This window comes from Celeribacter ethanolicus (assembly GCF_002407265.1).
In the GTDB taxonomy this organism is placed as follows: Bacteria; Pseudomonadota; Alphaproteobacteria; order Rhodobacterales; family Rhodobacteraceae; genus Celeribacter; species Celeribacter ethanolicus.
In genome coordinates, this window is sequence record NZ_CP022196.1 from 395,181 (window position 1) to 420,457 (window position 25,277).

Here is a 25,277-nt window from a genome sequence, read left to right on the forward strand (position 1 = left end):
AGCCAAATCGCACAGTCTCACGCAGAAAGCGCCCGAGCCTCCGCGAACGACAAAAGTCTATGGCTTTGCTCGTCCCAGAGGTGGAGGCGCGCGCAGCGGAAGCTCTCCCAAAGTGTTATGCGCTTGGTCTGCGCCAGGACATCGTGATCCCGGATAACCTCGTCCAGACGGTAGAAGGGAATGCGGCTGGCCAGATGATGCACATGGTGAACGCCGATGTTTGCGCTGATCCAGCGCAGGATACCGGGCAACGCATAGTGTGAACTTCCGTGCAGGGCCGCGTCCTGAATGTTCCAGTCCCCGTCGTGCTGCCAGCTTGTATCTTCGAACTGATGCTGCACGTAAAAGAACCACATGCCGGTGACCGCTGCCAGAAACATCGTCGGGAGGAACACGAACAGCAGAACATCCCAGCCGCCCAGCCAGATGATCGTCATCAGTGAAAGGCCAATGGCGAGGTTTGTGCCCATCGCGCTCAGCCAGTACCGCCAGCCGGATCGCATCAGGTGCACGGGCAGGCGGTTTTGCAGGAAGAATGTATAGAACGGCACCACGCCGAACAGGAACAACGGATTGCGGATCAGCCGATAGCCTACCCGGCCAACTCGTCTCATGTCCTGATATTCGCTGACCGTCAGGATCGGCATGTCTCCGACGCCCCGATGGTCCAGATTTCCGGTCGTGGCGTGGTGGAGCGCGTGCGTCTTGCGCCAGACATCGTAGGGAGTCAGAGTGAGAACGCCGATCACCCGCCCGATCCAGTCGCAGAGGCGCCGGCTGCGGAACAGCGACCCGTGGCCGCAATCATGCTGGAACATGAACAGACGGACGAGAAAGGCCGCATTCGCTAGCGCCAGAATGATTGCCAACGCGGTGCTGATCGACAGCGCCCACCAGGCGACAGCCCAGAGCGCCACGAATGGCGCGAGTGTAATGGTGAGTTCGAAAACGCTACGCGACGGGATAGGTTGTCGATACGCCGCCAGCGTTCGTGTCCAGTCCGATGGGGTGAACTGCGACTGCTTCGATGCGCGGTCGGTCTCGGCGGAAGAATGGCCAGCACTTTTCACCGCGTCCGCGTGTGATCCGGCATCCTGTAGGTCGGGTCCGGAGTTGCCATGTTCGCCTCTTTTGTTCGCCGTAGCGTCCTGTCGGCCACGCCGTTGAGGCTGCTTGTTGTCTGAGCGGGACGAAAACGTCATGGGTGATGCAGATCCTCTACGATTGAATGTATCATGCTGGTGGTCGGTACACTGAATTGCCCTGAGTGATGATCTGATTGATCAGGGCCGCCGCGGCCCGGTGGATTTCCGCGTCAGGCTCAGTGTCGATGGTGTTCTCATGGATGGCCGCGGCGTCGCGGAGAACTCCGACGATCTCGTTCTCCGGCAGCAATCCGCGATCGTTCATGGCCAGTAGAAGTGACTCGCAGATCGACAGGGCGGCCAGTCCTGCAGCGTCGTTCGACGTAGGCATCCGGTGTGTTCCTTTCATCGCGTCACAATCTGACGGGGAAGCGTGCCTGATGTGTTCCCCTTTCTTGCATGAAATGCTCTATGCTGGACTGATCAAGAGCAGTCCCTGAGCTCATCTCGAAATGTCCCCCGCAACCGAAAGGAAAGGATCATGACACCGGCCGCGGCAAGCCCGCTCACCCGAAAACTCTCGGCATTTGTCGCTTTGTCAGAGGCCGAACTTGCGGTGCTAGCGCGTCTGCACGGGCGTCGGCGGTCTTTTGTCGCCGGGCGAGACATGGCCCATCAGGGACAATCAGATCAGGCCGCCTACATCCTGTCCGCGGGCTGGGTCTGCTCCTACAAGATCCAGCCGGACGGAACGCGGCAGATCGTTGATTTTCAGGTGCCGGGCGATTTTCTGGGATTGCGAAGCGTGCTTTTGCGTACCTCGGACCACAGTTTCGAGCCAATCGTGGACGTAGAGGCTGCAGAAGTCTTGACGGGCGATCTGCTCGAGGCGTTCGCGCGGACACCGCGGCTCGCAACCGCCATCCTTTGGGCGGCGTCCAGGGATGAGGCGATGGTGGTTGAACATCTCGTCGGGATTGGGCGGCGGGACGCGGGAGCACGGATGGCGCATTTCCTGCTGGAGTTGGGATCGCGGCTGGCTCTTGTAGGCATGGGGAGCAAGGAGGGGTACGACTGCCCGCTCACACAATATCACCTTGCCGACGCGCTTGGATTGAGCGCAGTCCATGTGAACCGTGTGTTGCGGCAATTGCGTGAACGCGGTCTGGTGACTTTCCGCGACGGTCACGTGGCATTTCACGACTACAGCGGGCTGGCGGAGCTTGCCGGGTTCGATCCGGCGTATCTGGATCAGACCGGGCCGCTTTTGAAATGACAGAGTCGCCCTCAGTCTTCAGCAAGCGTCTCAGGAGGTCGCGACAGACGCCGGAATGCCACTCAAGCGCGTGTTTGGCGGCGTCGAGTTCCAGGTTCATCTCGGCTTCCTGCCCTGCTGTCTAGGAATCCAGGAGCAGGCCATTCAGCGGCTGTCTTAGAAGGGAAAGAACACCGGAATTGTCAGAACTGCGGCGGCCCCCACGATGATGTTCATTGGAAGACCGATCTTGATGAAGTCCGTGAACTTGTAGTTGCCCGCACCATAGACCAGTGTGTTGGTCTGATAGCCGATCGGGGTCGCGAAGCTTGCGCTCGCTCCAAACATGACTGCGACAACGAAGGGGCGTGGATCAACCCCGATCTGGTCCGCCAGTCCGATCGCCAGAGGGGTCACGACGACCGCGACCGCACTGTTGGTGACCGCCTCCGTCAAGGTCGAAGCGAGCAGATAGACCGCGGCCAGGGCGATGATCGGGGGCATGTCCGCAAGCGGGGGGGCAATGGCACCGACGATCAAGGCAATCGCGCCCGAGTGCTGCAGCCCCGCACCAACCACCAGCATCGAGAAGATCAGAACGAGCACGCCCGCGTCGATGGAATTCCAGGCCTCATCGTTGTCGATGCAGCGCAGGACGAGGATGAAGGCCACGGCGACGAGGGAAACAAGGCTGATGTCCGCCACACCAATGGCGGCCAGGGCCACCACCGCAAACAGCGCCGCAAGCGCGAGCGGGGCCTTGCCGCGTCGAAAGGGGCGCCCTCCGGCCATCGTGACGCCAGCCAGGTCCCCGGCCTCGATCAGGCGGTCGTAGCTTTCGTCGGTTCCCTCCAGTAGCAGTTTGTCCGCAGGTCTGAGGAGCGTGGTCGAGAGGTCGGGGCCGAGGCTTTCCCCATGACGATGTGCCCCCAGGACACGCATGCCATACCTGAACCCGATGGTCAGCTGCGCGATCCGTACACCGCGGCTGCGATGCGAGAGCGTGACGATCGCCTCCGCGACTGTTGTTTCGGCACTATCCCCGGCTGTCGGCCCCTGACGCAGTCCGACATCCCATCCTTTCTTGTTTCTCAACGTCAGCAGTTCGGAGGTGCGGATAACCGCGATCAGCCGGTCACCAGCGGTAAGGATGTGATCGAGCACGTCGTCACGCCTAACCTCTGCACCGGAACGTATTCCGACCACCGTCACACCCGGGCGGGTCAGATCATCGATATCCCCCAAGGCGTGACCCAGCCCCCAGAAATCATCCTTTGGGCGCAACTCGGTCAGGAAATCCGCCTCACCTGCCGCACCCAGATCCGTCTGATCCTTGCGGTTGGGAAGCAGGAGCGGTCCGAGTAGCAGCAGGGTCAATCCGCCGGTGGCTGCGGCCACCAGACCGACCGGTGTGATTTCCAGAATTGAGAAGGGCGCCAGCCCGATCTCTCTGGCAACGCCATCGACCAGCAGATTGGTCGAGGTTCCGATCAGCGTGCAGGTCCCGCCGAGCACCGCCATGTAAGAGAGCGGGATCAACAGACGCGTCGCTGCGAGGCCGAGGCTTTGGGCCAGTCGTATGGCGACCGGGATCAGTACCAGCACGACGGGTGTGTTGTTCATGAGCGCCGAGGCCACGAGGGTCGAAGCCAGAAACACGCCGGTAGCCGCAATGGGACGCTGGCCGGCGGCGGCGACGACACGATTTGCCAGTGCATCGAGCAACCCGGTGCGCACGAGGGCGCCGCTGAGGATAAACATCGCGGCGATCGTGATCGGTGCGGGATTTGAAAAAACCGATAGAACAGTGTCTTGAGGCACCAGTCCAAAAACGACAAACAACGCCGCGACCGCTGCGGCCGTCACCTCGGGGGCGAACCGCTCGTAAAGGAAGCCCGCGAAGAGAACCAGAAGAAGCGCGAGCGCAAGATAAGGCTCAAAGGGGTACAGGTGTGTCATTCCGGGGTCTCCAGTGCATCGACGGCGGAGCGGTCCTGACGTCGCGATATATGTGGTCTTTCGTTCTCGCTCTGCCTCGAAGACAGGCGCAGGGCCCTCCTCGATCGGCCGCCGCGGACCGGGGTTGCGGTGATCAGTATTCGATGACCACGTGGCGCACCTCAACGGTCATGCTTCGCTGGGTGTTTCCCGACCCCGTGAAGCTCCCAGTGACCGGGACGACCTGATGAATGCCACGGGCGACCGCCACGGGAATGAGGTTCTTTGATCCGACGCTCCGGTTTGTAGGGTCAAACGCGACCCAGCCGGCACCGGGCATGAAGACTTCGGCCCAGGCATGGGTAGAACCCGCCCCTTCAGATCCGACAAGGCGCGTTTCGGGATCGAAGAGATAGCCGGAAACGATGCGGGCACCGAAACTGAGCGTGCGCGCGGCTTCGGCAAACAACACCGCAAAGTCACGGCATGAGCCCCAACCGCGGGAAAGTGTTTCCAGCGGCGACTGTGTCCCTTCCATCTCTCGCCCCTGATATGCGATCTGCGTCGACACCCCGTTGGCGATATCCTTGAGCAGAGACAGCGTATCCGTGGGGCGTTGAAGGACGAAGCCCTCGACCCAGCTGGAAAACTTTCCGTCAGGGTCGGGATATTGTGGCGCCGTCAGGGAGCCGAGGTCGGCCCAATCGTCGCCTGAATAAAGGAAGGGAAAGCTGATTGCCTCCGCCGCTATGGCGAATACCGGCCAGACCGCGGCGGTCAGATCGACGGTTGCACGGCTTTCGATGATCAGATGGTCGCTCGGCTGATTGAACTGCGCCGTGGCGACCGCATTGCCCGCAACGTCATGGGCCCAGGTGATATCGGCATGGGGCGTGAGGGTGATCTCATGCGACAGCAGCCGCAGGTCCCGGGCTTCGCGCGGGCGCAGCATCATCCGATGAGGTCCAAGCAGAACGGGTTCGCCGTAGCGGTATTCGGTCTTGTGATAGGTCGTCAGCGTGGTCACGTTAGGTGCCTTTCGGCTGCAATGCGGTCACCCGGCGTCGGGTCGATTGAGTGGCGTCGGTTGGACAGGCGGTCAATCCGGCGGGATCGGGAGCACAGAACTGTCGATTTCGGCTGCCGTCTCGGTCGACACAAGGCGGCCGAGAGTCAGGTTCAGGTCGTGAGACCCGCCGTCGAGGGGCAGGAACACCACCGGCCCGGCCGTGATGGGGTGGCCATCCAGCGTGGCTCTCGGATGATCCGCTCTCTCGATCCGGATCCTGCACGACGTGCCCGCCACCCTCAGCGTCATGGAAAATCCCGGCCAGTCGGGTGGCATGGTGGGGGCGATCCGCAGACGGTCTCCGTCCCGGGTCACGCCGAGGATGCCTTCGATGGCCGCGCGGTGCATCCACGCGGCCGAGCCCGTGTACCAGCTCCAGCCGCCGCGTCCGATATGCGGTGCAACGGAATAGACATCGGCGGCCACGGCGTAGGGTTCCGTCCTGTAGCGCTGTACGTCCTCGGGCGTCCGGGCGTGATTGATCGGATTGAGCATCGCGAAGAGCTCCGCAGCGCGCGCTCCATCCCCCAGTCGCGCCCAGGCCAGAATGGCCCACATCGCGGCATGGCTGTATTGCCCGCCATTCTCGCGCAGCCCCGGCGGATAGCCGGCGATGTAGCCCGGATCCTGCGAGCCCGAGTCGGGACCGATCCCGAAGGGCGGCGTGAACAGCCGCGCCAGATCGTTTTCGCGATCGACCAGAAGGCTGTCGACGGACTCCATCGCGCGCCGCGCGCGGTCGGGATCTGCCTGTCCGGACAACACCGCCCAGCTTTGCGGGATCGAGTCGATGCAACAGGCCGGGGAGCCGGCCGCTCCCAGCCATGTTCCGTCATCGAAGGTCGCGCGGCGGTACCAGTCCCCATCCCAGGCATGGGTCTCCATGGAGAGGCGCAGCGTTTCGGCCTGCTCGCGCCAGCGCCGTGCCCGTGCCGGATCGCGCTTTTCCGCAAGCGGCACGAAGGCGCCGAGCGTCTGCAGCAGCAGCCAGCCCAGCCAGACGCTTTCGCCGCGGCCGGCGGCGCCGACGCGGTTCATCCCGTCGTTCCAGTCGCCGCTGCCGATCAGCGGCAGACCGTGCTCCCCGGTCAGGCTGAGTGCGCGGTCCAGTCCCAGGGCGCAGTGATCGAACAGCGACGCGCCGTGGCCCGCATCGTCGGGCAGGAAGAACGCGTCGTGCTCGGTCTCTCCGAGGCGATGCCCTTCGAGGAAGGGCACCTGTTCGTCCAGTATCGCCCTGTCGCCCGTACTCGTCACATAGGCGGCGACAGCATGGCCGAGCCAAACGCAATCGTCGGAAATGCGTGTCCGCACCCCCTGGCCGGAATGCGGCAGCCACCAGTGCTGCACGTCGCCTTCCGGAAACTGGCGGGCGGCGACCCGCAGCAGATGCGCGCGGGTGCGGTCAGGGCGCGTCAGCATGAAGGCCATGTTGTCCTGCAGCTGGTCGCGGAACCCGTAGGCGCCGCTTGCCTGGTAGAAGGCCGCACGTGCCTCGATCCGGCAGGCGAGCGCCTGATAGGGCAACCAGCCGTTGACCATGATATCCATCGCCCGGTCGGGCGTCTCGATCCGGAGATCGCCCAGCGTGTCGTCCCAATAGGTCTGTACCGCGGCCAGTTCGGCCTGCATGTCGGCGGACCGCAGCCTTTTCAGAAGCGGGACGACCGCCGCCGCGTCTGCGCATTGGCCGAGAAGATGGACGAGCTCAATGCTCTCGCCAGGGGCCAGGGTCAGGGTCTTCATCATCGCGAGGCATGGATCGAGCCCCGCTCCGACCCGCCCCGACATGACGGCGCCCCGGCGTAGTGCGGCGGGATCGGCATGGCCGCCGCACGAGCCCAGAAATTCGGTGCGATCTCCCGTCCAGGCCTCGGCCGGACCGGAAGGCGCGCTGAGCGCCGCGAACATCACCCGGCCGGGAAAGGCGGTGTTCCACGGATTCTGGACCAGAAGCGCGCCAGTTTCCGGCTCGTACGAGGTCACGAGGAACGGGGCCGAGGCGGCGCGCGATTGACCCATGACGGGTTCGCAATAGGCGACGAGGCTCAACCTCCGGGGCTGCGTCGCGGTGTTGCGCAGGAACAGCCGCGAGACCCTGACCGGATCGGCGCGCGGCACGAACTGTACCAATTCGCAGTCTATGCCATTCGCCTGATGCTCGAACCGGCTGTAGCCGAAGCCGTGGCGCACGATGTGCGGACCGGCCCCTGCAGAAGGCGACAGAGGGTGCGCAGTCGGTGAAAACAACAGGCCGCTGTCGTCGTCTCGGATATAGATTGCCTCGCCCGGAGGGTCTGCCACAGCATCATTGGACCAGGGCGTTAGCTGGTTGTCGCGGCTGTTCTCGGCCCAGGTAAAACCGCTGCCGCTGGCCGACACCTGGAATCCGAAGTCCGGATTGACGATCACGTTGATCCATGGGGCAGGCGTACTGTCCGGTGGGCCAAGGCGGATGACATATTCTCGTCCCTCCCGGTCGAACCCGCCTGTGCCATTGTAGAACTCGAGGTCCGGGCGGTCGGATAGCGGCCTGGCCTCGTCCCGCTGCGGGGCGGCTCTGTCACGTCTGTTCGCGCGCAGTCGGAGCGCATTGGCGGGTTGCGGGGCGGGGCCAATCTGTCGCGTGGCTGCGGTCATGGTGTCAGCCGTAACAGGATCGGCAAGAAGGGCGTCGAGCTGTTCGCCAATCATGCCGCGCCGGGCCAGCATCACAACCCGCGCCGCAGCCAGGAGAAGCGCCCGCGTATCTGGTGCGATCAGGTCGGAGCGCAGCGCAAACACGGCGCCCCGGGCCGGTCGCGTGTCGTCGCCGGGACGGGAATGGCTGCTGCGCAAGGTGATGTCGATGGCGGTCTGCAGATCCTTGACATAGGAGGCAGGGTGCTCGTTGAGGATCACCAGATCGACCGCAAGCTGCCTTCCCAGCCAGTATTCATGGGCCTGCAGCAGGGCGCGAACCTGTCCGATATCGGCGGGATCGTCGATGCGCAGCACCACGATCGGCAAATCGCCGGAAATCGCGAGCGGCCAAAGGCCGGATTGACGTCCGGCGCCCCGTATCAAGGTGGCAGACGGCAGGCGGAAACGGCGATCATGATAGAGGACAGGGGCGGCGAGGCGTTGGAAGTCGGCGGCTTCGGTCGGCGAGATGCCTAGATGGCGCAGTTGCACCTGAGCCTGGGTCCAGGCCAGGGTCCGTGCGCGGTCATAGGCGCTGCGGTCGTGATGCCGGTCGATCAGATCCATCAGCGCTTCGCGGCTGTCGGCAGCTACCATCCAGACCAGGATCCGTGCGGTGCGCCCAGGCGCGATCAGGAGCCGGTTGCGGAATGCGAAAACCGGATCCAACACCGTGCCCGTGGTTCCGGCGAGAGGCGCCGGATCGGTTATGACGTGCGGCTGGGTCTGGTCATGATCGCGGCCGAAAGCGCTGTCGCGATCACTGTCATATTGCAGCGGCGCGACGGTCGTCCCCTCGACCACGGAGAACTGCGCCACCCAGATTTCCGGTTCCTCCGGGCTGCGCCGCCTGCGCCATGCAATCAACGCGCCGTATTCGGGCAGGAACTCGGTCTGAACGAACATCCGCGAGAAGGCAGGGTGCGCCAGTTCTGAGGCCGGATCCGCCAGCGTCAATTCGACGTAGGAGGTTACATCCAGTTCCCGGGGTTTGCGCCCGCCATTGGTCACCGACAGGCGTCGCACCTCCGCATCGGCCTCGCCCGAGACGAGAACATCCAGCACCGTTTCGAGCTGGCCTGTCCGGGCGGTGAAGGTCGCGTGATCCTCGAAAAACTGCACGTCCTCCGCGTCGGCGGTATCCGGCGCGCCAGGTCCGAACCTCTGGTCAGAGCCGTCCGAGAGATTCCGGATGTGGAGGATGGCGCCATGCGGATCCCGGGTCGCGTCCTCGCGCCAGCGGGTGAGCGCGATATCGCCCCAGCGGCTGTAACTCCCGCCCGTGGCGGTCAGCATAACCGCGTAGCGTCCATTCGACATGAGATGGGTGACCGGGGGGCCGCCCGGGCGGCCGGTAATCCGGCGGCCCCGGTCCGCTTCGGACGGCGTCGGACCGCCGGGCCTGGCGTCCTCAAGCGGCGGCAAGGCGCGGTCGATATCGCGCGGCAGCCGTTCCTGGAGCAGCAGTTCGCTGGCATGGATCATCGGTTCATGGTGGAACCTCTGGCGCATCAGGCCGCCGGTCAGGGCGTTGGCGATGGCCACGATGGTCATCCCCTGATGATGCGCCATGTAGCTTTGCACCACGGCAACGCGACGACCCGGCAGCACACGGTCGGGGGTAAAGTCGAGGGCTTCATAGAAGCCACAGAGCCCAAGGCCACCCATGGCCTCCAGGTCGTCGTAGTTCCGCCGTGCAGCACCGGGATCCAGCATCGCGGCCAGCCCGGTTGCATAGGGCGCGATCACCAGATCCCCGGCAAGTCCGCGCTTGAGCCCAAGCCCCGGCACACCGAAGGTGGAATACTGATAGTTGAGATCCACATCCCGCGCGTTGAAACCGGATTCCGAAATGCCCCAAGGGACGCCTTGCGCCCGTCCGTAGGCGATCTGTCTCTCGACGACCAATCGACAGGTGTGACCCAGCTGACCGCCTTCGGGTTCTCGCATCACCAGTCCAGGCATCAGGTATTCGAACATCGAGCCGGCCCAGGAGACGAGAATGGCGCCGCCACGGGTTGCGGTGACCGTCCGCCCCAGACGGAACCAGTGGCGCAGCGGCAGATCCTGTTTGGCGACGGCGAAGAGACTGGCCAGACGCGCCTCGGAGGCCAGGAGGTCATAGCAGGACGGGTCGAGATTGTTCTCGTGGGCCGAGTAGCCAATGGACAGCAGCTTGCGCTCGGGGTCGAGCAGGAAGCCGAAATCCATGTCCACTGCGAGCCGGCGGGCCTGCACTCCCAGCCGATGCAATTCTGCGGCCAAAGCGGCAAGGTCGGCCTCGCTCGATGCGGCATCTGTCGCGGCTTCGGCCAAGCCGTCGCGAAGCAAGGACAGCCATCGGGGCGCATGCGGGGACATAGCCGCCGGCGTCGGAGTGGCGTGTTCGGCCTTGGCCGCCAGGCGTTGCAGGAAGGGCCAGTTCACTTCAGCCTGTTTCAGGCCATCGCGCAGCGATCCGATCGCCTCGGAGCAGGAGTCACTGAGCGGGGACTTTAACCGCTCTGCGTCACGCTCCACCAGGTCAAGAATATCGGTCAGCCCCTGAGATCTCTGACGTGGCGTCTCGCCGGAATGCGCGGCCCAGTCCTCGCAGGCGTTGGCCAGTGCGATCAGGTGGCCGGCCAGATTGCCGCTGTCCACCGACGAGACATAGGGCGGGTCGAGAACCCTGCCGTCTCGCGTGTCGTACCAGTTGTAGAAATGCCCCTTTACCCGCGGCAGCGCTTGCATCGTGCCAAGGGTCGCGGCGATCCGGCTGGCCGCCTGACGCAGGCCGATCCAGCCGAGATCGCAGGCTGTGACAGTGGACAGAAGGTAAAGCCCCATATTTGTGGGCGACGTGCGGTGCGCAAGCATCGCGTGTGGCTGCTCCTGAAAGTTGTCGGGGGGCAGATGGCTGTCTTCTGGCGTGACGAAGGTCTCGAAATAGTGCCATGTCCTGCGTGCGATCAGGCGCAATCCCTGGGCGTCCTGCGGGGTAAGGGCGGCGTCGGGTTGTGCGCGGGAAGGCTGACTGACCCGAAAGGCGATGAGCGGCGCGGCAAGCCAGAGGGCTGCAATGGGAAGGATCAGGGGGAGCGCGCCGGGGGCGGCCAAGCCGGCCAGGCCTGTGGCCGACAGTCCCAGCAGGATCCCCGGCGCCATGGCACGGGAAAATCCCCGCAGATCGGGGCGCGGAGCGGCCGAGACCGAGGCCGCCGTGGTCCATTCCAGGAGATGCCGCCGTGAAACCGTCAATCGCCAGATTGTGCGGGCGATGGCATCGAGCGCGCGCCAGGCGGCGTCGGCGAGAAAGCTGACCGCCAGCCCGGTTTGCAGTACGGCAAGTGACAGGTCTTCCTGCATCAGACGCAGGTGGTTGCCCATGTGAAGGCGGCGCTGATGCGGAACGGCGGAAAGGGCTGCGTGCAGGAAAGCGGGCAGGCTCATGGCGACCAGCGCCAGAGCCGTCGCCAGCAAGGCCGCCGGGCCAGTCAGAAGCCACCCCAGTGTCAACAGGACAAGCGTGGCCGGGGCCAACAACGAGCGGCGCAGCGTGTCCAGCACCTTGACCCGTCCCAGCGCGCCCAGCCCGCCTTCCCGGCCAAGCCAGGGCAGCAGTTGCCAGTCGCCTCGACACCAGCGATGGATGCGCCGCGCGGCGAGGTCCTGTCGGTCGGGGAAGGACTCGATCAGTTCCACGTCCGAGACGAGCCCGGCCCGGGCGAAGATGCCTTCAAGCAGGTCATGGCTGAGAAGGGCGTTTTCGGGCACGCGCCCGGCCATCGCCGCCTGGAAGACATCGACGTCGTAGATACCCTTGCCGGTAAAGGAGCCCTCGCCGAAGAGATCCTGATAGACGTCCGACGCAGCAGCAGCATATGGATCCATCCCGCCCGGACCCGAGGTCGCGCGCTGAAATGCCGTGCCGTGCCGTTCCGGTGTCAGGGCGGGGGTGATCCTCGGCTGTAGAATGGCGTGACCGGCACTGACCCGGCTGAGGGCCGTATCGAAGATCGGCTGGTTCAGCGGATGCGCCATCTTGCCGATCAGCCGCAAGGCCGCGTCACGCGGCATCCGGGTGTCGGAATCGAGCGTCAGGACGTAGCGCACACCGGGAGGCACGGCTGGCACATGACCCTCTGCCGTGCGGTAGTCGGTGTCATCGGCACCGCGCAACAGACGGTTGAGCTCGTGCAGCTTGCCGCGTTTGCGCTCCCATCCCATCCAAATCTGTTCGGCGGCGTTGTAACGGCGGTCACGATGCAGGTGCAGAAAGCGGGCACCGGCGGGACCCGCGCCGTAGACCTGGTTCAGTCGGGCAACCTCGACGTCGATCAACGCGACAAGTGGCGCATCCTCCGGCATGTGCTGTCCGGGGGCGTCCAGCCCGTCGGTCAGGATTGCAAAAGTTACGTCTCCTTGGGCGCCGGACAGATAATGGACTTCCAGCCCTTCGAGTTGTTCGGTCAGCTCTGCGCCATTTGTCAGCATTGTCGGCACAACCACGAGCGTGCGCAGCGAAGACGGCACGCCACTCTCAAGCGCCAGTCCCGGCAATGCCGTGGCAGGTACGGTCCAAGCCACCATGCGATCAACGATAAGTTGAGCGACGGCACTGACCGGGATGACCGCTGCGAGAAACCAGAGCGCAAGCACAGTCCACGACACGGATGGGCCGGAAAGGACCACCAGACTCCATGCGCTCAGCGCAAGCAGCCCAAGAGTGACACAAAGAATGCTGCCAAGGTATCCTGCGAGACCGGGTCGGAACTGCGGGCGATGCCATCCTCTGTATCGATAGCCGATCTGGCGTTCGAACGCCTCCCGGCCCTCGGCGAGGAGATGCCAGCCCGGATCGCTTCTCCGCAGGATTTCCGGCTCGGAAATCCGGTCGCCATCCGCTTCCGGCGCAGCCACCGCCGTCGCCAGCACCTGCTCGGCCAGATCCAATTCGCTGTAGTCACTGTGGCGGGCGAGATCCTCGAGGGCATCGCGGTACAGGTTGCGGCTGGCGAAATCCATCGCCGAAAATCCCGGATGCTCCCGCAACTTCGCATCGACCAGGCTGACACTTTCAAAGAGCTCTGGCCAGTCCGTCTCTGCGATCGTGCGCAGGCTGGTGATGACGTTTCGAACCGTGACGTTCGAGGCGCCCTGACGCTCCTGTGCATGCCGGACTGCCAGATCGACATTCGACCCCTGCTTGATCAGCCGATCCTCCAGCCAGCCGATGGCCGGAGTCGTGACAGGGTCGCAATCACGTAGCCTCTTCGCCACCTGCGCGGCAAAGATCTCGGAAAGGGGCTCGGACGCGCCAATATCTGCAGGCATCCCGATCCCGGTCTGGCCGTCCCCCAGGAGCCGATCCGCAAGGGCATCCGCCGAGAGGCGCATCCTGTGACCGAAGGTGATCTGGTCGGCCAGCCGCCGCAGGTTTTCCAGAAGGACGAGGCGGAGCGTTATCGGAACCGCCCAGAGCTCTCCTATGGTCAGGGGCTGTACCTGCTGATAGGCGCGCAGAAAGCGGGACAGTGCGGGAGCATCGAGATGGCTGTCCGTATGGGCGACATAGGCCCAGATCAGTTCGAACACTCGCGGATAACCGTGAAACGGCCCTTGGGCAAGTTTCGGCAGAAGCTTGTAGTAGCTGGGCGGCAAATCCGTACGGCAGTCGCGCACCTGCGCCTCGACCCTGTGAAAATTGTCCACCAGCCATTGGGCCGCGGGGACAATAGGTTTTCCCGCTGCCGACTCTGAGAGACAGGCCTTGCGGGTGGCCCGCAGAGCCGTCGCATTATCGTTCAGTCGCTGGCGCAGTGATGCGATACGCGGTGTAGAGGCGCAGATACGTTGTACCTCGGCCAGGCTGGCGGCATGTTGCTCCAGCCTTTCGATACCGAAAAGCTCCGCGCGCACCGGCGCGACGCTCTTCCAGGGTGAGGTGCGTGTGCCGCGGAGGTTGAGTTGAGGTAGCGCCCAGGCATTCATGCTAGAACCCTGTCGGCAAGCGGGCAATTTTGCCGACTTGCCGCATGGATGCACGTTCTGTTCCCAGGCCCAGGCGATCGCGCAAGACGAGCCGGGTCAGGCCTTTTTCCCCTTCGGCTTTGTGTCGATCGTCAGGCCCTTGCTGAAGGAGGGCGCCGGAGCCGGTTCAGCCTTCTTCTGCTTCGGTTTCTTGTCCTCACGGCCGCGACGGCTTTTGCCCTTCGCCATGGTGTTCTCCTAAGTGATTGTGCTTATATGAAAGTTATCTCGCCTCGGTGAGGCGGAGACAGCATGCGCTGCAGGTTGGGATTCCGAAGGCTGCGCTGTTGTGCATTAGTGCGATTTTGGAGTATCGCAGAGATCCGCCGCTTCCGCGCTGATCCAAATCAGCGTTCGGCGGAAAGATTAATTGTGCTTGATAGGTAAACCGGCTTGCTCAAGCCAGTCGGAAAGGGCCCGTCCTTCTAGGCATCGGCAAGTTGTCTCGGTCACAGCGCAAATCGGACAGCATCTCGCAGTTCTGGGTGGAGGATCCAGTTTCCCGGGTCCTCTTCGTTGCGCGGTTCTCCGCGGAACCCCAGAAACAAGGCGCCTTCCGGATCGCTTGACGACCCGTCCGCGGTCGTCTCGACGGAAAGGTAGTTGGCGATCAGCAGACCCGCGCCCGCGAAAGATCGATGGGCCGATGTTTGAGACTTGTACCCGGCGGCGTTCGCCATCCGGTGCTCTGTTAATCCGTCGCCGTCTGCCAGAGACAACGCGATCAGCATCGCGCGCTGGGGGTGGGAGAGGGTAACCTGGCCGATCGCTTCGATGTATTCGTCGATGCTCGGAATTGCGGATCCGGTTCGCGGATCAATCCTGCGTTCTTCGGTTCTTCGGGTTTCCCTGGCGTCGATGGCCTTGTGCAAGGCCGTGATTGCTGCCTTTTCCGTTGCCCCTCTCGCCTCGGCGATCAGGCCGCGTGCGTTCGTCGGCGGTTTCGGAAACGCGCGGGCGACATATTCCCCGGCAAGGCGGCCCGACTTGATCTGATATCTGCCGTGCTCACCGACGAGGATCGCCGCGGGCATGTCCTGCGCGCGATCCTTGGTTTTCTTCTTTGCCTTGTCCTTGAAAAGGTCGTGGCCCGTATTCGATCGACCTGAAGTATTGAAACGAGTCATGGGGATCATCTCCTGGGTTATGGGGGAGGCACGGCGTTGCGTGTTGAGACGGCGGCGTCAGCTTCCGTGCCTCGGAGAACGAGACGAGCCGTCGTCCGGTTTCGTCCCAGAGCGTGAGCCGTGCGGAGCCGAGACTGTCGCGCAGGGTGAGGCGCCCGATATCGGCGAGTTCGGCATGGTCCCGAAGGACTTCGGGCAGGCGGTAGAAGGGAACGCGGCTCGCCAGGTGATGCACATGGTGGACGCCGATATTGGCCGTGATCCATCTCAGGATCGGCGGCAGGACATAGTGGGAAGAGCCGTGGATGGCCGCAGCCTGAACCGACCACTCGGTGTCGGGGTCCCAGGATGTCTCCTCGAACTGATGCTGGACGTAGAAGAGCCACATGCCGGTTGAGGCGGCGAGCAGCATCATCGGCAGATAGACAAAAAGCAGCACCGGCACGCCCCCGAGAACGTAGAGTATGGCAAGCGTGGTCAGGATCGCGGCATCTGTCCCAAGCGCGCTCGCCCAGTAGCGCCAGCCGGAGCGCATGAGGCCGGTCGGGAGGCGGTTCTGAAGGAAGAAACTGTAGAACGGGACGATCCCGAAGAGGAACGCAGGGTGCCGCACCAGCCTGTACAGGGCGCGATGGACCAGCGGCTTCGCGCGATACTCGGCAACCGTCAGCGTTGGAATGTCTCCGGCACCGCGACGGTCCAGATTGCCGGTCGTGGCATGGTGGATGGCATGGGTCCTGCGCCAGACGGCGTAGGGTGTCAGCGTCAGCACGCCGATGATGCGGCCGCCCCAGTCATTCCAGCGCCGATGGCGGAAGAATGCGCCGTGGCCACAATCGTGCTGGATCATGAAGAGCCGCACGACGAAGGCCGCGTTCACCACAGAAAGCAGGACGGAGAGCCAAGGGCTGACCGAGAGCGCCGCCCATGAGAGCGCGAAGAGCGCTGAAAAGGGAATGGCCGTCACGGCCAGTTCGAAGCGGCTACGTGCCGGAATCGGGGTTCGATAGGGAGCGAGACGGCGTGTCCAGCGAGCCGCTGCGACGCGTGATGTGGCTGTCGGAGCCGGCGGCGGCTTGGAAACAGGAGCTTTGCGGATTTGCAGAGCATCTGGTGCCGGACACCCTTCAGGGTGCCCGGCGACATTCGGCTCAGACGAGCGCGAGATTGGTCGCGCTTTCGCGGCCGTCACGGCCGGTTTCGACGTCGAAGCTCACCTTCTGGGCGTCCGCGAGGCCGGTGAGGCCCGCGCGTTCGACGGCAGAGATGTGGACAAAGACGTCCTTGCCGCCCGTTTCGGTTTCGATGAAGCCGAAGCCTTTGGAAGGATTAAAAAATTTCACGGTGCCATTGGCCATGTCCGTGGTCTCCTGTTTAAGCGCTGCCCACAGGATGCGGCAGCCCGGCAAAGTCAGATTGGATCGATCAACTGAGAGCCGGATGAACGGAGGCAGCGGTTCGAATAGAACAACGTAAGTGATTTCCACATAGACTTTCGGTTCACGACATACAAGGCCGGCAAAGCTCCGGCGTGGTTTTAGTTGGTGAAGGGGCGCCGTTCCCGTTCGTCATTGACAACGAGCCTGCGAACCCCCACATCAGAAGTGCGCCGTTGCTTTGCCGCGTGAGCAGGCGGGTTCGTTCTCGCCCCCCGGCCATGGCGCGCTGTTTTCCCACATCACGAGAGGGGGGACGCCGCCCGGTGCGGCTCTCGGCGCAATGCGGTGCCGGAGTGTTCGCTTGGGCGCATCCCGACCGAACGAGCGCGAGGGCGCTTGTCGGCGATACCGGACCCAGGGTCCGGACAAGGATTGACATGACTTTCAATGAACTCGGGCTGAATGCCCGCATGGTCTCACGGCTGGCCAGCCTGGGGCTGAATACACCGACACCGATCCAGCAAAAGGCGATCCCGCATGCATTGCAGGGGCGCGACGTGCTGGGCATCGCCCAGACCGGGACCGGCAAGACCGCCGCTTTCGGCATCCCCCTGGTGGTTGCGCTGTCCAAGAGCCCGGAGCGGCCAGCGCCGCGATCGGTCCGCGGGCTGGTTCTGGCCCCGACGCGCGAACTCGCGGGTCAGATCGTCCAGAGCCTTGGCGGCCTGACCTCGGATCTCCGCATAACGCTCGTCGTTGGTGGCAAGTCGATCAACGCGCAGGCCGCGAGGCTTTCGCGCGGGACCGACATCCTCGTGGCCACCCCGGGCCGCTTGATCGACCTTCTGGACCGCCGCGCGGTGGACCTGGGCCAGACACGGTTTCTCGTGTTGGACGAGGCCGACCAGATGCTCGATATCGGTTTCATTCATGCCCTGCGCCGTATCGCGCCGATGCTCGGCAAGGAGCGCCAGACCATGATGTTTTCGGCCACCATGCCGAAAACGATGGCCGATCTGTCCCGCGAATACCTGAGCGAGCCCGTGCGCGTCGAGGCCTCGCCGCCGGGCAAGGTCGCCGACAAGGTGACCCATTCGGTGCATTTCGTCACCAAGGAAGGAAAGCAGGACCTGCTGATCGGTCTTCTGCATGGGCATCGGGAGGACCGCGCACTGGTCTTTTCGCGCACCAAGCATGGCGCGGAACGGTTGATGAAGCAGCTCGATCGTGCCGGTTTCGTGACCGCCTCGATCCACGGCAACAAAAGCCAGGGCCAACGCGACAGGGCGCTCGGTGCGTTTCGGGACGGATCGGTGCATGTGCTGGTGGCGACGGATGTCGCGGCCCGCGGGATCGACATTCCGGGCGTGGGACATGTCTACAATTTCGACCTTCCGAACGTGCCCGAGAACTACGTGCACCGGATTGGCCGGACGGCCCGTGCCGGTCGTGACGGTCGCGCGATTGCGTTCTGTGCCGCCGATGAGGTGACGGAGCTCAAGGCCATCGAAAAGGTGCTTGGCATGCGCGTCGCGGTTGCTGGCGGCCGCCCCTGGGAGGCCACGGACGAGACGCCGAAGCCGCAGAAGAGGCGGCGGTCGCGCCGGCGCGCTGGCGGGCGTCCGGAGCGGATGGTTGCATGATGAAGGGAGGCCGGCGGCCTCCCCGCAAGCCAGGCGAAGGAGAAGGCGCTGTACCGGCAGTTGACTGCGACCTGGAAGACCTTTCACAGCGAGGCGGCGCTTTCTCCGCAGGAGGATATGAAATGAAAACTCCCGAATGGCTCAAGCCGGGCATCTACGGTGTCCTGATCGGCGTTGTTTTCGTCGGCGTCGCCGGTTTTACCTGGGGTGGCTGGGTGACCGGCGGAACCGCACATGACAGGGCGGTGGCGATGTCTCATGACGATGTGGTCGCGGCGATGGTGCCGATTTGCCTCGACATGGCCCGAACCGATCCGGAACGCGCGGAAAAGTTCGCGACGATCCGGGCGGCTTCGAGCTATCAGCGCCGGGATGCGTTGATGAAGGCCGGCTGGGCGACTGTGCCGGGCACCGAGGCGCCGAACCGCGACATCGCGCAGGCCTGCCTGGCATCTCTCGACGTTGATGGGGCGCCGGAGCGCGCGGAATCCGTGGTGGACGGAGAATGAGCCGCGCACCATCAATCGGTTCTCCAGCGTCTTCGCGGGCGAGCCGGTTGGCAGAGGTCGCTTCTTTCGCGGGCGTGATTGCCTTGCTGGCCTATCCGGTCCTCGCGCAGGACGGGATGGGGCCGGTGCCGGAAAATGCAGAAGCGCGGAGTTATGGCGGCGGATGGGATTGTGTCCTGGGGTTCCGGGCGAACGGTGCAGAATGCATCGCAATCGACATTCCTGAAAACGCTTACGCGACGGGACGGTCCTACGGGTCGGGCTGGTCGTGCCGGCGCGGATACGAAGAGGTTGGCGGCACGTCCTGCAAGGCGATCCCGGTTCCGCTCAATGCTTTCCTGCAATCGTCCGGACATGACTGGCAGTGCGAGCGCGGTTATCGGCAGGATCGGGACGCATGCGTTCCGATCACCCTTCCGGACAATGCTTATCTGACCGACGATCCCTCGGACTCCGGGTGGGCCTGCGAGCGCGGTTTCACCGCGACCTCTGCCGCCTGCGTTCCAATTGCGGTGCCCGAGAACGGCTATCTCACCAATGCGGACTATGGGGCGGAATGGGCCTGTGAGAGGGGCTTCTTCGAGATCAATGACCGCTGCGACCCGGTAGTGCTTCCGGCGAATGCCTTCCTCGACCCTGATTCCTATGGAGCGGGATGGCGCTGCGAGCGGGGATATGAGCCCGAGAACAACGCCTGTGTAGCGATCGACCTGCCGGAAAACGCCCATCTCGATCGGTCCGGTAATCGCTGGCGCTGCGACCGGGGCTTTCAACTGTCGAATCGTGAGTGTGCCCTTGGCCGATAAAGCACCCGGATCAGCCCATGACGACGCCTCCGGCATACGGATGCACATTGGGTGCCGCCTGCGCTATCGGCTGACGCAGCCGACGCCCCTTATTGCGATGCTGAACGTGCACTACTCGCGCTTCGGTGATCTCGAGCGCGCCGACTATCTGGTGACCTCGCCAAGCGTGCCGCTCGAAAGCTATCGGGACGGGTTCGGAAACTGGTGCACGCGGATGGTGGCTCCGGCCGGAGAGTTCACGTTATCCTCTGACGGGATTTTCCGGGATTCCGGCTTGCCCGATCCGGTCGCGCCCCATGCGGCGCAGCATCCGGTTCAGAACCTGCCCCTGGAAACCCTAGTTTACCTCTTGGGCAGCCGCTATTGCGACACGGACCTTCTGTCGAGCGAGGCTTGGCATCTGTTCGAGCATACGCCGCCGGGCTGGGCGCGTGTCCAGGCGATATGCGACTTCGTGCATTCTGCGGTCTCGTTCGACTACATGCAGGCGAGTGCGACGCGCACCGCGTCGGAAACGCTGGCCGGGCGGCACGGCGTCTGCCGCGATTTCGCCCATCTCGCCATCGCCTTCTGCCGTTGCATGAATATTCCGGCGCGCTACTGCACCGGCTATTTGAGCGATATCGGCGAACCCGAGCCTCATCCGCCCGGTGATTTCGCGGCCTGGATGGAGGTCTTTCTCGACGGTCGCTGGTGGGTCTTCGATCCGCGAAACAACACCCGGCGCAAGGGGAGAATCCTGATCGCCCGCGGTCGGGATGCAGCGGACGTGCCGCTGACGCAAACTTTCGGGCCAAACACATTGACCCAATTCGAAGTCTGGACCTGGGATGCGCGCAACGACCCGGGGAAGGCGCCGCTTGGTGCTCGGAATTGAGCGCTGGCATCCCAACCTCGGACCGGTCTGTTCGCGTCATGCCGACTCCTGAGACCGACCGCCGTTGACGAAGGTTGAGGCCGTGCCGCTCGCCAGATCCGGTGACGCGGCCTTATGGCCGACAAGACAAGGCCCCACGATCATCTTTTCGTGCGGGTGCCCGCAATCGCAAACTATTCTGGAGCATCGAGATGACCTCTTCAATCAAGACGACCGCCATTTTTCTTCGACCGTTCGAACTTCCGAGTTTCAATGAAGCCCTTCCGCCGGGCGAATACGAAATCGAGACCCAGCTTCTGGAGCCTGTGAACTGGATCGAACCGGGCACATGGACATCGTCCGTTCTCGTGCGGCTCCATCCGCATGCCACGCATCCCGGGCTCAACCGAACGCTCACCGTACAGCTCGCCGAGTTGGAGAATGCGGTCGCCAAGGACAAGCTCACCGGCAAGGCACTGACCGATTTCTTCCTCGAAGAGATGCTTGCCGATCCGATGATCCGTCTCGTCATGCTGGCCGACGGCGTGGCCGAGGCCGATCTGCGTGCCCTCTACTCGAGCCGGCCCGTGTCGATCCAACCCGTGAGTGTGCCTGAACGTTCAGAAGACAGGACAGCCTTGGCTCTGCCGCATGGTGGTGACCCTTTCGAGCGATCCGGACCGCGCATCGGAAGCGCACGACCAGGGATCGGCGAATGACACCAAAATCGAGTAGGCGATGGAAGATCGAGATGCCTCAGTAGCTTCTCCGGAAAGAACATGCGCTTGTGCCGCGCTACTGCAGAGCCGAGGCCGCGGTCGGAAATAGCCACATCCGCGATGCCTGCATCGTCGAGGCGTACCAGGTCATGCCAATGGCGTGCGAAGCGCTCCCCGCGGAGCCGTCCCTGGACGCAGAAAACATGGATCGCCGTGGCCTTCTCCCAAAAGGTTCGTTCGGCATGCATCACGCGCGGTGTCGCGGTTGGAAAGGTCACGCCGTCGATCAGCCCGTTCGCGTCGCAGGAGACGTCACGCAGGCTCGCCGGTTCGCCGGTCGATCTCGCGCCGAATTCCAGCATTACGCTTGGGGGCGACATAGCCGGGGCCAGAAGAGGCGGCCTCGTAACCGATGAAAAGCGTGTCGCCATCTGCCCGTGTCGAGGCGGGGAGCCCCTGCGCTTCAATGGCGTCCTGGATCAAGGGCTGTGTCGTTTCGTCGACCCATTTCGGCAAGCGATCCCGGACAGCTTTCGACCAGCGCTTTTCCTCGCTGCGTGTGGTTGGCAGGGCTTCGGAGCGTTCGCCCACCAGATCAGGCGCGATTGCCCGAATGTCATAGGTCAGATCAACGTCTTCGGAGAAGCGTTTGATCGCCCCATAGGCTTTGGAAAGGGATGTTCCGCCCTTGAAGACGAGGTGCTCACCAAGCTCGGACCTGAAGAGGGTCTGAAGGGCCAGACAACCCAGACGTCCTTTTCGAGCAGGTGCGCGGGCCGCCCGGAGCGATCTGCAGCTACGGCCAGGGCCTCCTTGCGGTCTGCAGGCGGCAAAGACAGGAAGGGTTCAGACATGCGCCGCCTTTCCGACACTGCGTGCAAGCCAGGTCGGGAACTGCGGTGCCGCGATTACCAATTCGTCAAACGCCGCTGCGGGCAGTTTCTGCTTCAGCGATCTCAGAGCTGTCTCTGCCTGTTCCGGCCCGAGCCAGGCCAGGGCGCGAACAGCACTGCCTGCCGGCCTTTTCCCAAGGGCGAGTTGCCATCGGGGGGCGTGGCGCAGTTCCACGAGTTGTTTGCCCAAGGAGAGCGTGCGGCTGCGACCCGAGGTCAGGTACACGGATCGAACAGGCACTTGCGTAGTCAGGCCGAGTGCATTCGCTTCGGCGGCGCCGGTTGGAACGATGACTTCGCCACGTTGCGCCGCGAGGGCCTCGACAGCCTGTTCCACGGACGGCGCGCGCGTTCCAAACCGGCTTTTGATTGGTCGCAGGTAAACCCCGCGCCCGGCACGGATCAACTGACCGCGCTCGGCGAGGCGCGACAAGGCCTGATCCACACCGGCACGGCTGCCGAGGTGCAGCAGCCCCTTTGCGGCAAGTGGCGCTCCTTCCGGAAGTCCCTCTGCATGGGTCAATATCTGTTCGGCAAGGCGCTGCATGATCGTTCTCCTGTCAGAAATATACGCAGTTTTCTGACAGAATTCAATCCGTGCTGTCGGGCGAGGTGAGGAGGGTGGTCGCTTCGTGCCATGGGCAGCAGGCTGGCCTTCGGCGATTTTCAGATGGGAACACGCTTACCGAAGGCCCTGCAGTTGCAGGCATTCCTTGACGGCTGCAGCCCGCCTCTTGTCCAGGTACTCGGCCAGATCATCGATATGGACGCCTTTGGCGCATTTCTGCGACGCTTCCATGCGGACGAGAGGAAGGGCGATGGAACCGGCCGAGACTTTGCGGATGAACTTGTCGGTACTCAGACCGAAAAAATCCCTGGCGACATCCTCAGCGGGAATGATCGGTCGCCCGGAATACATCGCTATCAAGAGAAACGCCGTGTTCATGATCCCGGAATGAAACACGATCGCATAGATGGGAGAAGGGCGCGCAGCCGGTTGTCGGGGAGACGGATAGCATAGAGCGCAAATCGGACGGGGGCGTTGGATCGGGGGGCACCTGAAGTGTGTGAAGGGATACTATGACCAACCGGGAGGGGAAAGCCTTCCCCTTGGTCGGCACTGGCGTTGCCGACGCACCCCCATCAGTGGGGAGGCCCCGCAACGCCCCCTGAGAGTGAGAGTGCGGGCGGGTTTTCCGTGACGGGTTGAGGACTGGAGGAGAGGCCTCCGGCGCCCGTCGCGGAGATCATTCCGATGGCCAGAGAGCATCGCGCAGCCCGCAAAAGCGGCCCGCGAACGAACCTTTATGACGACATTACCGACAAGATCATCGCCGAGCTGGAGGAGGGCCGGCTGCCCTGGGCCCAGCCCTGGGGAACGGCGGCGGCGCAGGCGCCGCTCGCCATGCCGCGCAACGCCAGCACGGGTTGGCAATATTCCGGGATCAATGTCCTGATCCTATGGGGTGCCGTCATCCAGCAGGGCTATCCAACCCAGCAGTGGCTGACCTTCCGCCAGGCGCTGTCGCTCGGCGGTAATGTCCGCAAGGGCGAGCGCGGCACGACCGTCGTCTATGCCGACCGGTTCACGCCTGAAGACGAGAAGCGCCGCGCGCGGGAGACCGGAGAAGATGCGAACAGCATCCCATTCCTGAAGCGCTTTACCGTGTTCAATGCGGCGCAATGCGAGGGGCTGCCCGACGACATCGCCGTCGAGCCACCGCCACCGCCGCCCGGGCTGATCGAGCCGCGGGTCGAGGAACTGATCAAAGCGACCGGCATCGATTTCCGGATCGGCGGCAACCGCGCCTTCTATGTCCCTGCGCTCGATTACGTGCAGGTGCCACCTCCGCAGGCCTATTTCGAGCCGATCAACTGGCACAGGACCGCCCTGCACGAGATGGGGCACGCGACAGGACATGCCTCACGGTTGGGGCGGGATTTCTCGGGCGGTTTCGGCACGAAGACATACGCCTTCGAGGAACTGATCGCCGAGATTTCGAGCGCGTTTTGTTGCGCCTCGCTCGGGATCGTCCCGACTGTGCGCCACGCCGATTACATCGGCTCCTGGCTCGAGGTGCTGCGCGAGGATTCCCGCGTGATCGTTCGTGCAGCCTCGCAGGCCAGCAAGGCGGCCGACTGGCTGCTGGCCCATCTGCCCGACGACAGCACCGATGTTGATCGGCAAACCCCGACGGAAGGGAGGGCCGCGGCATGATCCTCCTGACCGACACACAGCGTGACCGTTTGCTGGCGAATGGCCGCGATCGCGATCAGGATCACATCCCGGTCGTGAAGTTCTTCAATCCCTTTGGCGCCGGTGTCTGGCTTGCGACCGAGCTCGACGAGGACGGCGACATCATGTTTGGCCTGGCCGACATTGGCTACCCCGAACTTGGCTCCTGGAGCCTCAACGAACTGTGTTCCATTCGGCTGCCCTTCGGCATGGGCATCGAGCGGGATCTGCTGTTCACGGGGGACTTCCCGATCTCGGTCTGGGCCGAGGCCGCCCGCGATGCCGGCAGCATTCGCGATGCCGAGCGGCTGCTTTATCGCTCGGGCCGTCTGCCAGGCGGGACACGCCCCGATGCGGAGCCCCGGCGTTCCTGAGATCCACGCTCTTCAGCTTCGGCGCCGCTCTCTTCGCAGGAAAAGGGCGGCGCTTCTTCCTGTGACGCGGAGAAAGTTCGGCGCCTGGTCGACCGCCCGTCGGAGAACAGCACCATGACACGAAACACGAGAACATCCGCCATCGAACCGCAGCCGCTCCGGTTCTCCGCCCAGGAGCAGGCCGTGGTCTACGAGGCCCGGCAGATCCTGCTGCGCCACCTCAATCAGAACCCTGTCCTGTCGTCCTGGCAGGCGGTGCTCGACTATTGCGCCCTCACCATAAGGGGCGATGTGGAGTGCTTCCATGTCCTCTATCTCGACCGGAGGAACCGGCTGATCTCCGACGAGTGCCTCGCCATCGGCACGGTCGATCATGTCCCGGTCTATCCCCGGGAGGTGCTGCGGCGCTGCCTGGCGCTCAATGCCTCGGCGCTGATCATCGTTCACAATCATCCGGCCGGTGATCCGGAGCCGTCGGCCGCCGACCTCGCGATGACGAAGGAAATCCGGAACGCCTGTGCGTCCCTGGGGGTGATACTGCACGACCACATCATCACCGGGGCTGGCCGGGAGACCAGCCTGCGTGCCCGCGGCGACCTCTGATGGGTCTGCGCGTTCATCCGCAGCTCGGCCATGAGAGGGAAAGGAGGGTGGGGGTTTCGTGACGGGCTGGTTGCCGGAGAGAGAGGCTCCC

At 63.8% G+C, this 25,277-nt stretch carries 20 protein-coding genes and 1 pseudogene; 9 read left to right on the forward strand and 12 right to left on the reverse strand.

What is annotated here, in order from left to right; translation table 11 throughout:
- Positions 1-17: 17 nt before the first annotated feature.
- Both CEW89_RS01905 and CEW89_RS01910 read right to left on the reverse strand, forming a co-directional pair.
- The gene (locus CEW89_RS01905) at positions 18-1,202 is read right to left on the reverse strand and encodes a fatty acid desaturase (RefSeq protein ID WP_096804695.1); all 1,185 of its coding nucleotides are present in this window, start codon (positions 1,200-1,202) and stop codon (positions 18-20) included.
- 31 nt (positions 1,203-1,233) lie between these two features.
- Positions 1,234-1,476 carry a hypothetical protein gene (locus CEW89_RS01910; protein WP_043870060.1) on the reverse strand — a complete coding sequence of 81 codons (243 nt, stop codon included), beginning with the start codon at positions 1,474-1,476 and terminating at the stop codon, positions 1,234-1,236.
- Positions 1,477-1,626: 150 nt separating this feature from the next.
- Here CEW89_RS01910 and CEW89_RS01915 point away from each other — a divergent pair, with 150 nt between their 5' ends.
- Entirely contained in the window at positions 1,627-2,361 is a 735-nt protein-coding gene (locus CEW89_RS01915) for a Crp/Fnr family transcriptional regulator (protein ID WP_096804696.1), read from the forward strand.
- 156 nt (positions 2,362-2,517) lie between these two features.
- Here CEW89_RS01915 and CEW89_RS01920 read toward each other — a convergent pair whose 3' ends face one another.
- The 7 genes from CEW89_RS01920 to CEW89_RS01950 form a co-directional block, all read right to left on the reverse strand.
- Entirely contained in the window at positions 2,518-4,299 is a 1,782-nt protein-coding gene (locus CEW89_RS01920) for an SLC13 family permease (protein WP_096804697.1), read from the reverse strand.
- Between the two features lie 133 nt (positions 4,300-4,432).
- Positions 4,433-5,305 (reverse strand): transglutaminase family protein, encoded by an 873-nt coding sequence (locus CEW89_RS01925; protein ID WP_096804698.1) that lies wholly within the window; start codon positions 5,303-5,305, stop codon positions 4,433-4,435.
- A 72-nt stretch (positions 5,306-5,377) separates the two neighbouring features.
- Positions 5,378-14,002: a glycoside hydrolase family 94 protein gene (locus CEW89_RS01930; RefSeq protein WP_244906134.1), complete on the reverse strand. Its 8,625-nt coding sequence runs from the start codon at positions 14,000-14,002 to the stop codon at positions 5,378-5,380.
- 96 nt (positions 14,003-14,098) lie between these two features.
- Positions 14,099-14,230: a hypothetical protein gene (locus tag CEW89_RS21370; RefSeq protein ID WP_096804700.1), complete on the reverse strand. Its 132-nt coding sequence runs from the start codon at positions 14,228-14,230 to the stop codon at positions 14,099-14,101.
- 260 nt (positions 14,231-14,490) lie between these two features.
- A complete protein-coding gene (locus CEW89_RS01940; protein WP_043870055.1) occupies positions 14,491-15,075 on the reverse strand; it encodes a hypothetical protein in 585 nt (194 codons plus the stop codon).
- A complete protein-coding gene (locus CEW89_RS01945; protein ID WP_096804701.1) occupies positions 15,050-16,135 on the reverse strand; it encodes a fatty acid desaturase in 1,086 nt (361 codons plus the stop codon). The genes CEW89_RS01940 and CEW89_RS01945 overlap by 26 nt, the downstream gene beginning before the upstream one ends.
- Positions 16,136-16,319: 184 nt before the next feature.
- Positions 16,320-16,526, reverse strand: a complete 207-nt coding sequence (locus CEW89_RS01950; protein ID WP_043870054.1) for a cold-shock protein — start codon at positions 16,524-16,526, stop codon at positions 16,320-16,322.
- A 458-nt stretch (positions 16,527-16,984) separates the two neighbouring features.
- Between CEW89_RS01950 and CEW89_RS01955 the strand changes: the two genes are divergently transcribed.
- The 5 genes from CEW89_RS01955 (at position 16,985) to CEW89_RS01975 (ending at position 21,080) form a co-directional block, all read left to right on the forward strand.
- Positions 16,985-18,190 (forward strand): DEAD/DEAH box helicase, encoded by a 1,206-nt coding sequence (locus CEW89_RS01955; RefSeq protein ID WP_096804702.1) that lies wholly within the window; start codon positions 16,985-16,987, stop codon positions 18,188-18,190.
- Positions 18,191-18,312: 122 nt separating this feature from the next.
- Positions 18,313-18,699 (forward strand): hypothetical protein, encoded by a 387-nt coding sequence (locus CEW89_RS01960; RefSeq protein WP_043870052.1) that lies wholly within the window; start codon positions 18,313-18,315, stop codon positions 18,697-18,699.
- Between the two features lie 47 nt (positions 18,700-18,746).
- Entirely contained in the window at positions 18,747-19,505 is a 759-nt protein-coding gene (locus CEW89_RS01965) for a hypothetical protein (RefSeq protein ID WP_096804703.1), read from the forward strand.
- A gap of 34 nt (positions 19,506-19,539) precedes the next feature.
- Positions 19,540-20,382, forward strand: a complete 843-nt coding sequence (locus CEW89_RS01970; protein ID WP_425321036.1) for a transglutaminase-like domain-containing protein — start codon at positions 19,540-19,542, stop codon at positions 20,380-20,382.
- A gap of 191 nt (positions 20,383-20,573) precedes the next feature.
- A complete protein-coding gene (locus tag CEW89_RS01975; protein ID WP_198403479.1) occupies positions 20,574-21,080 on the forward strand; it encodes a hypothetical protein in 507 nt (168 codons plus the stop codon).
- Between the two features lie 122 nt (positions 21,081-21,202).
- On the opposite strand, the pseudogene CEW89_RS21145 reads toward CEW89_RS01975, so the two are convergent.
- From CEW89_RS21145 to CEW89_RS01990, 3 genes and pseudogenes are all read right to left on the reverse strand, one after another.
- A pseudogene (locus tag CEW89_RS21145) lies at positions 21,203-21,830 on the reverse strand (nucleotidyl transferase AbiEii/AbiGii toxin family protein); the annotation flags it as partial.
- Between the two features lie 96 nt (positions 21,831-21,926).
- Entirely contained in the window at positions 21,927-22,520 is a 594-nt protein-coding gene (locus CEW89_RS01985; RefSeq protein ID WP_096804705.1) for a DUF6088 family protein, read from the reverse strand.
- A gap of 135 nt (positions 22,521-22,655) precedes the next feature.
- On the reverse strand, positions 22,656-22,919 hold the full coding sequence (locus CEW89_RS01990; protein ID WP_020043354.1) for a pyocin activator PrtN family protein: 264 nt from the start codon (positions 22,917-22,919) through the stop codon (positions 22,656-22,658).
- A gap of 309 nt (positions 22,920-23,228) precedes the next feature.
- Between CEW89_RS01990 and CEW89_RS01995 the strand changes: the two genes are divergently transcribed.
- The 3 genes from CEW89_RS01995 (at position 23,229) to radC (ending at position 25,186) form a co-directional block, all read left to right on the forward strand.
- Complete coding sequence (locus CEW89_RS01995; protein ID WP_096804706.1) at positions 23,229-24,191, forward strand: ArdC family protein; 963 nt, start codon at positions 23,229-23,231, stop codon at positions 24,189-24,191.
- Positions 24,188-24,583, forward strand: coding sequence for a DUF2958 domain-containing protein (locus tag CEW89_RS02000; RefSeq protein ID WP_096804707.1), 396 nt, complete (start codon positions 24,188-24,190; stop codon positions 24,581-24,583). Before CEW89_RS01995 ends, CEW89_RS02000 begins: the two co-directional genes overlap by 4 nt.
- Before the next feature lie 114 nt (positions 24,584-24,697).
- Positions 24,698-25,186, forward strand: coding sequence for a RadC family protein (gene radC / locus CEW89_RS02005; protein ID WP_096804708.1), 489 nt, complete (start codon positions 24,698-24,700; stop codon positions 25,184-25,186).
- Positions 25,187-25,277: the final 91 nt, after the last annotated feature.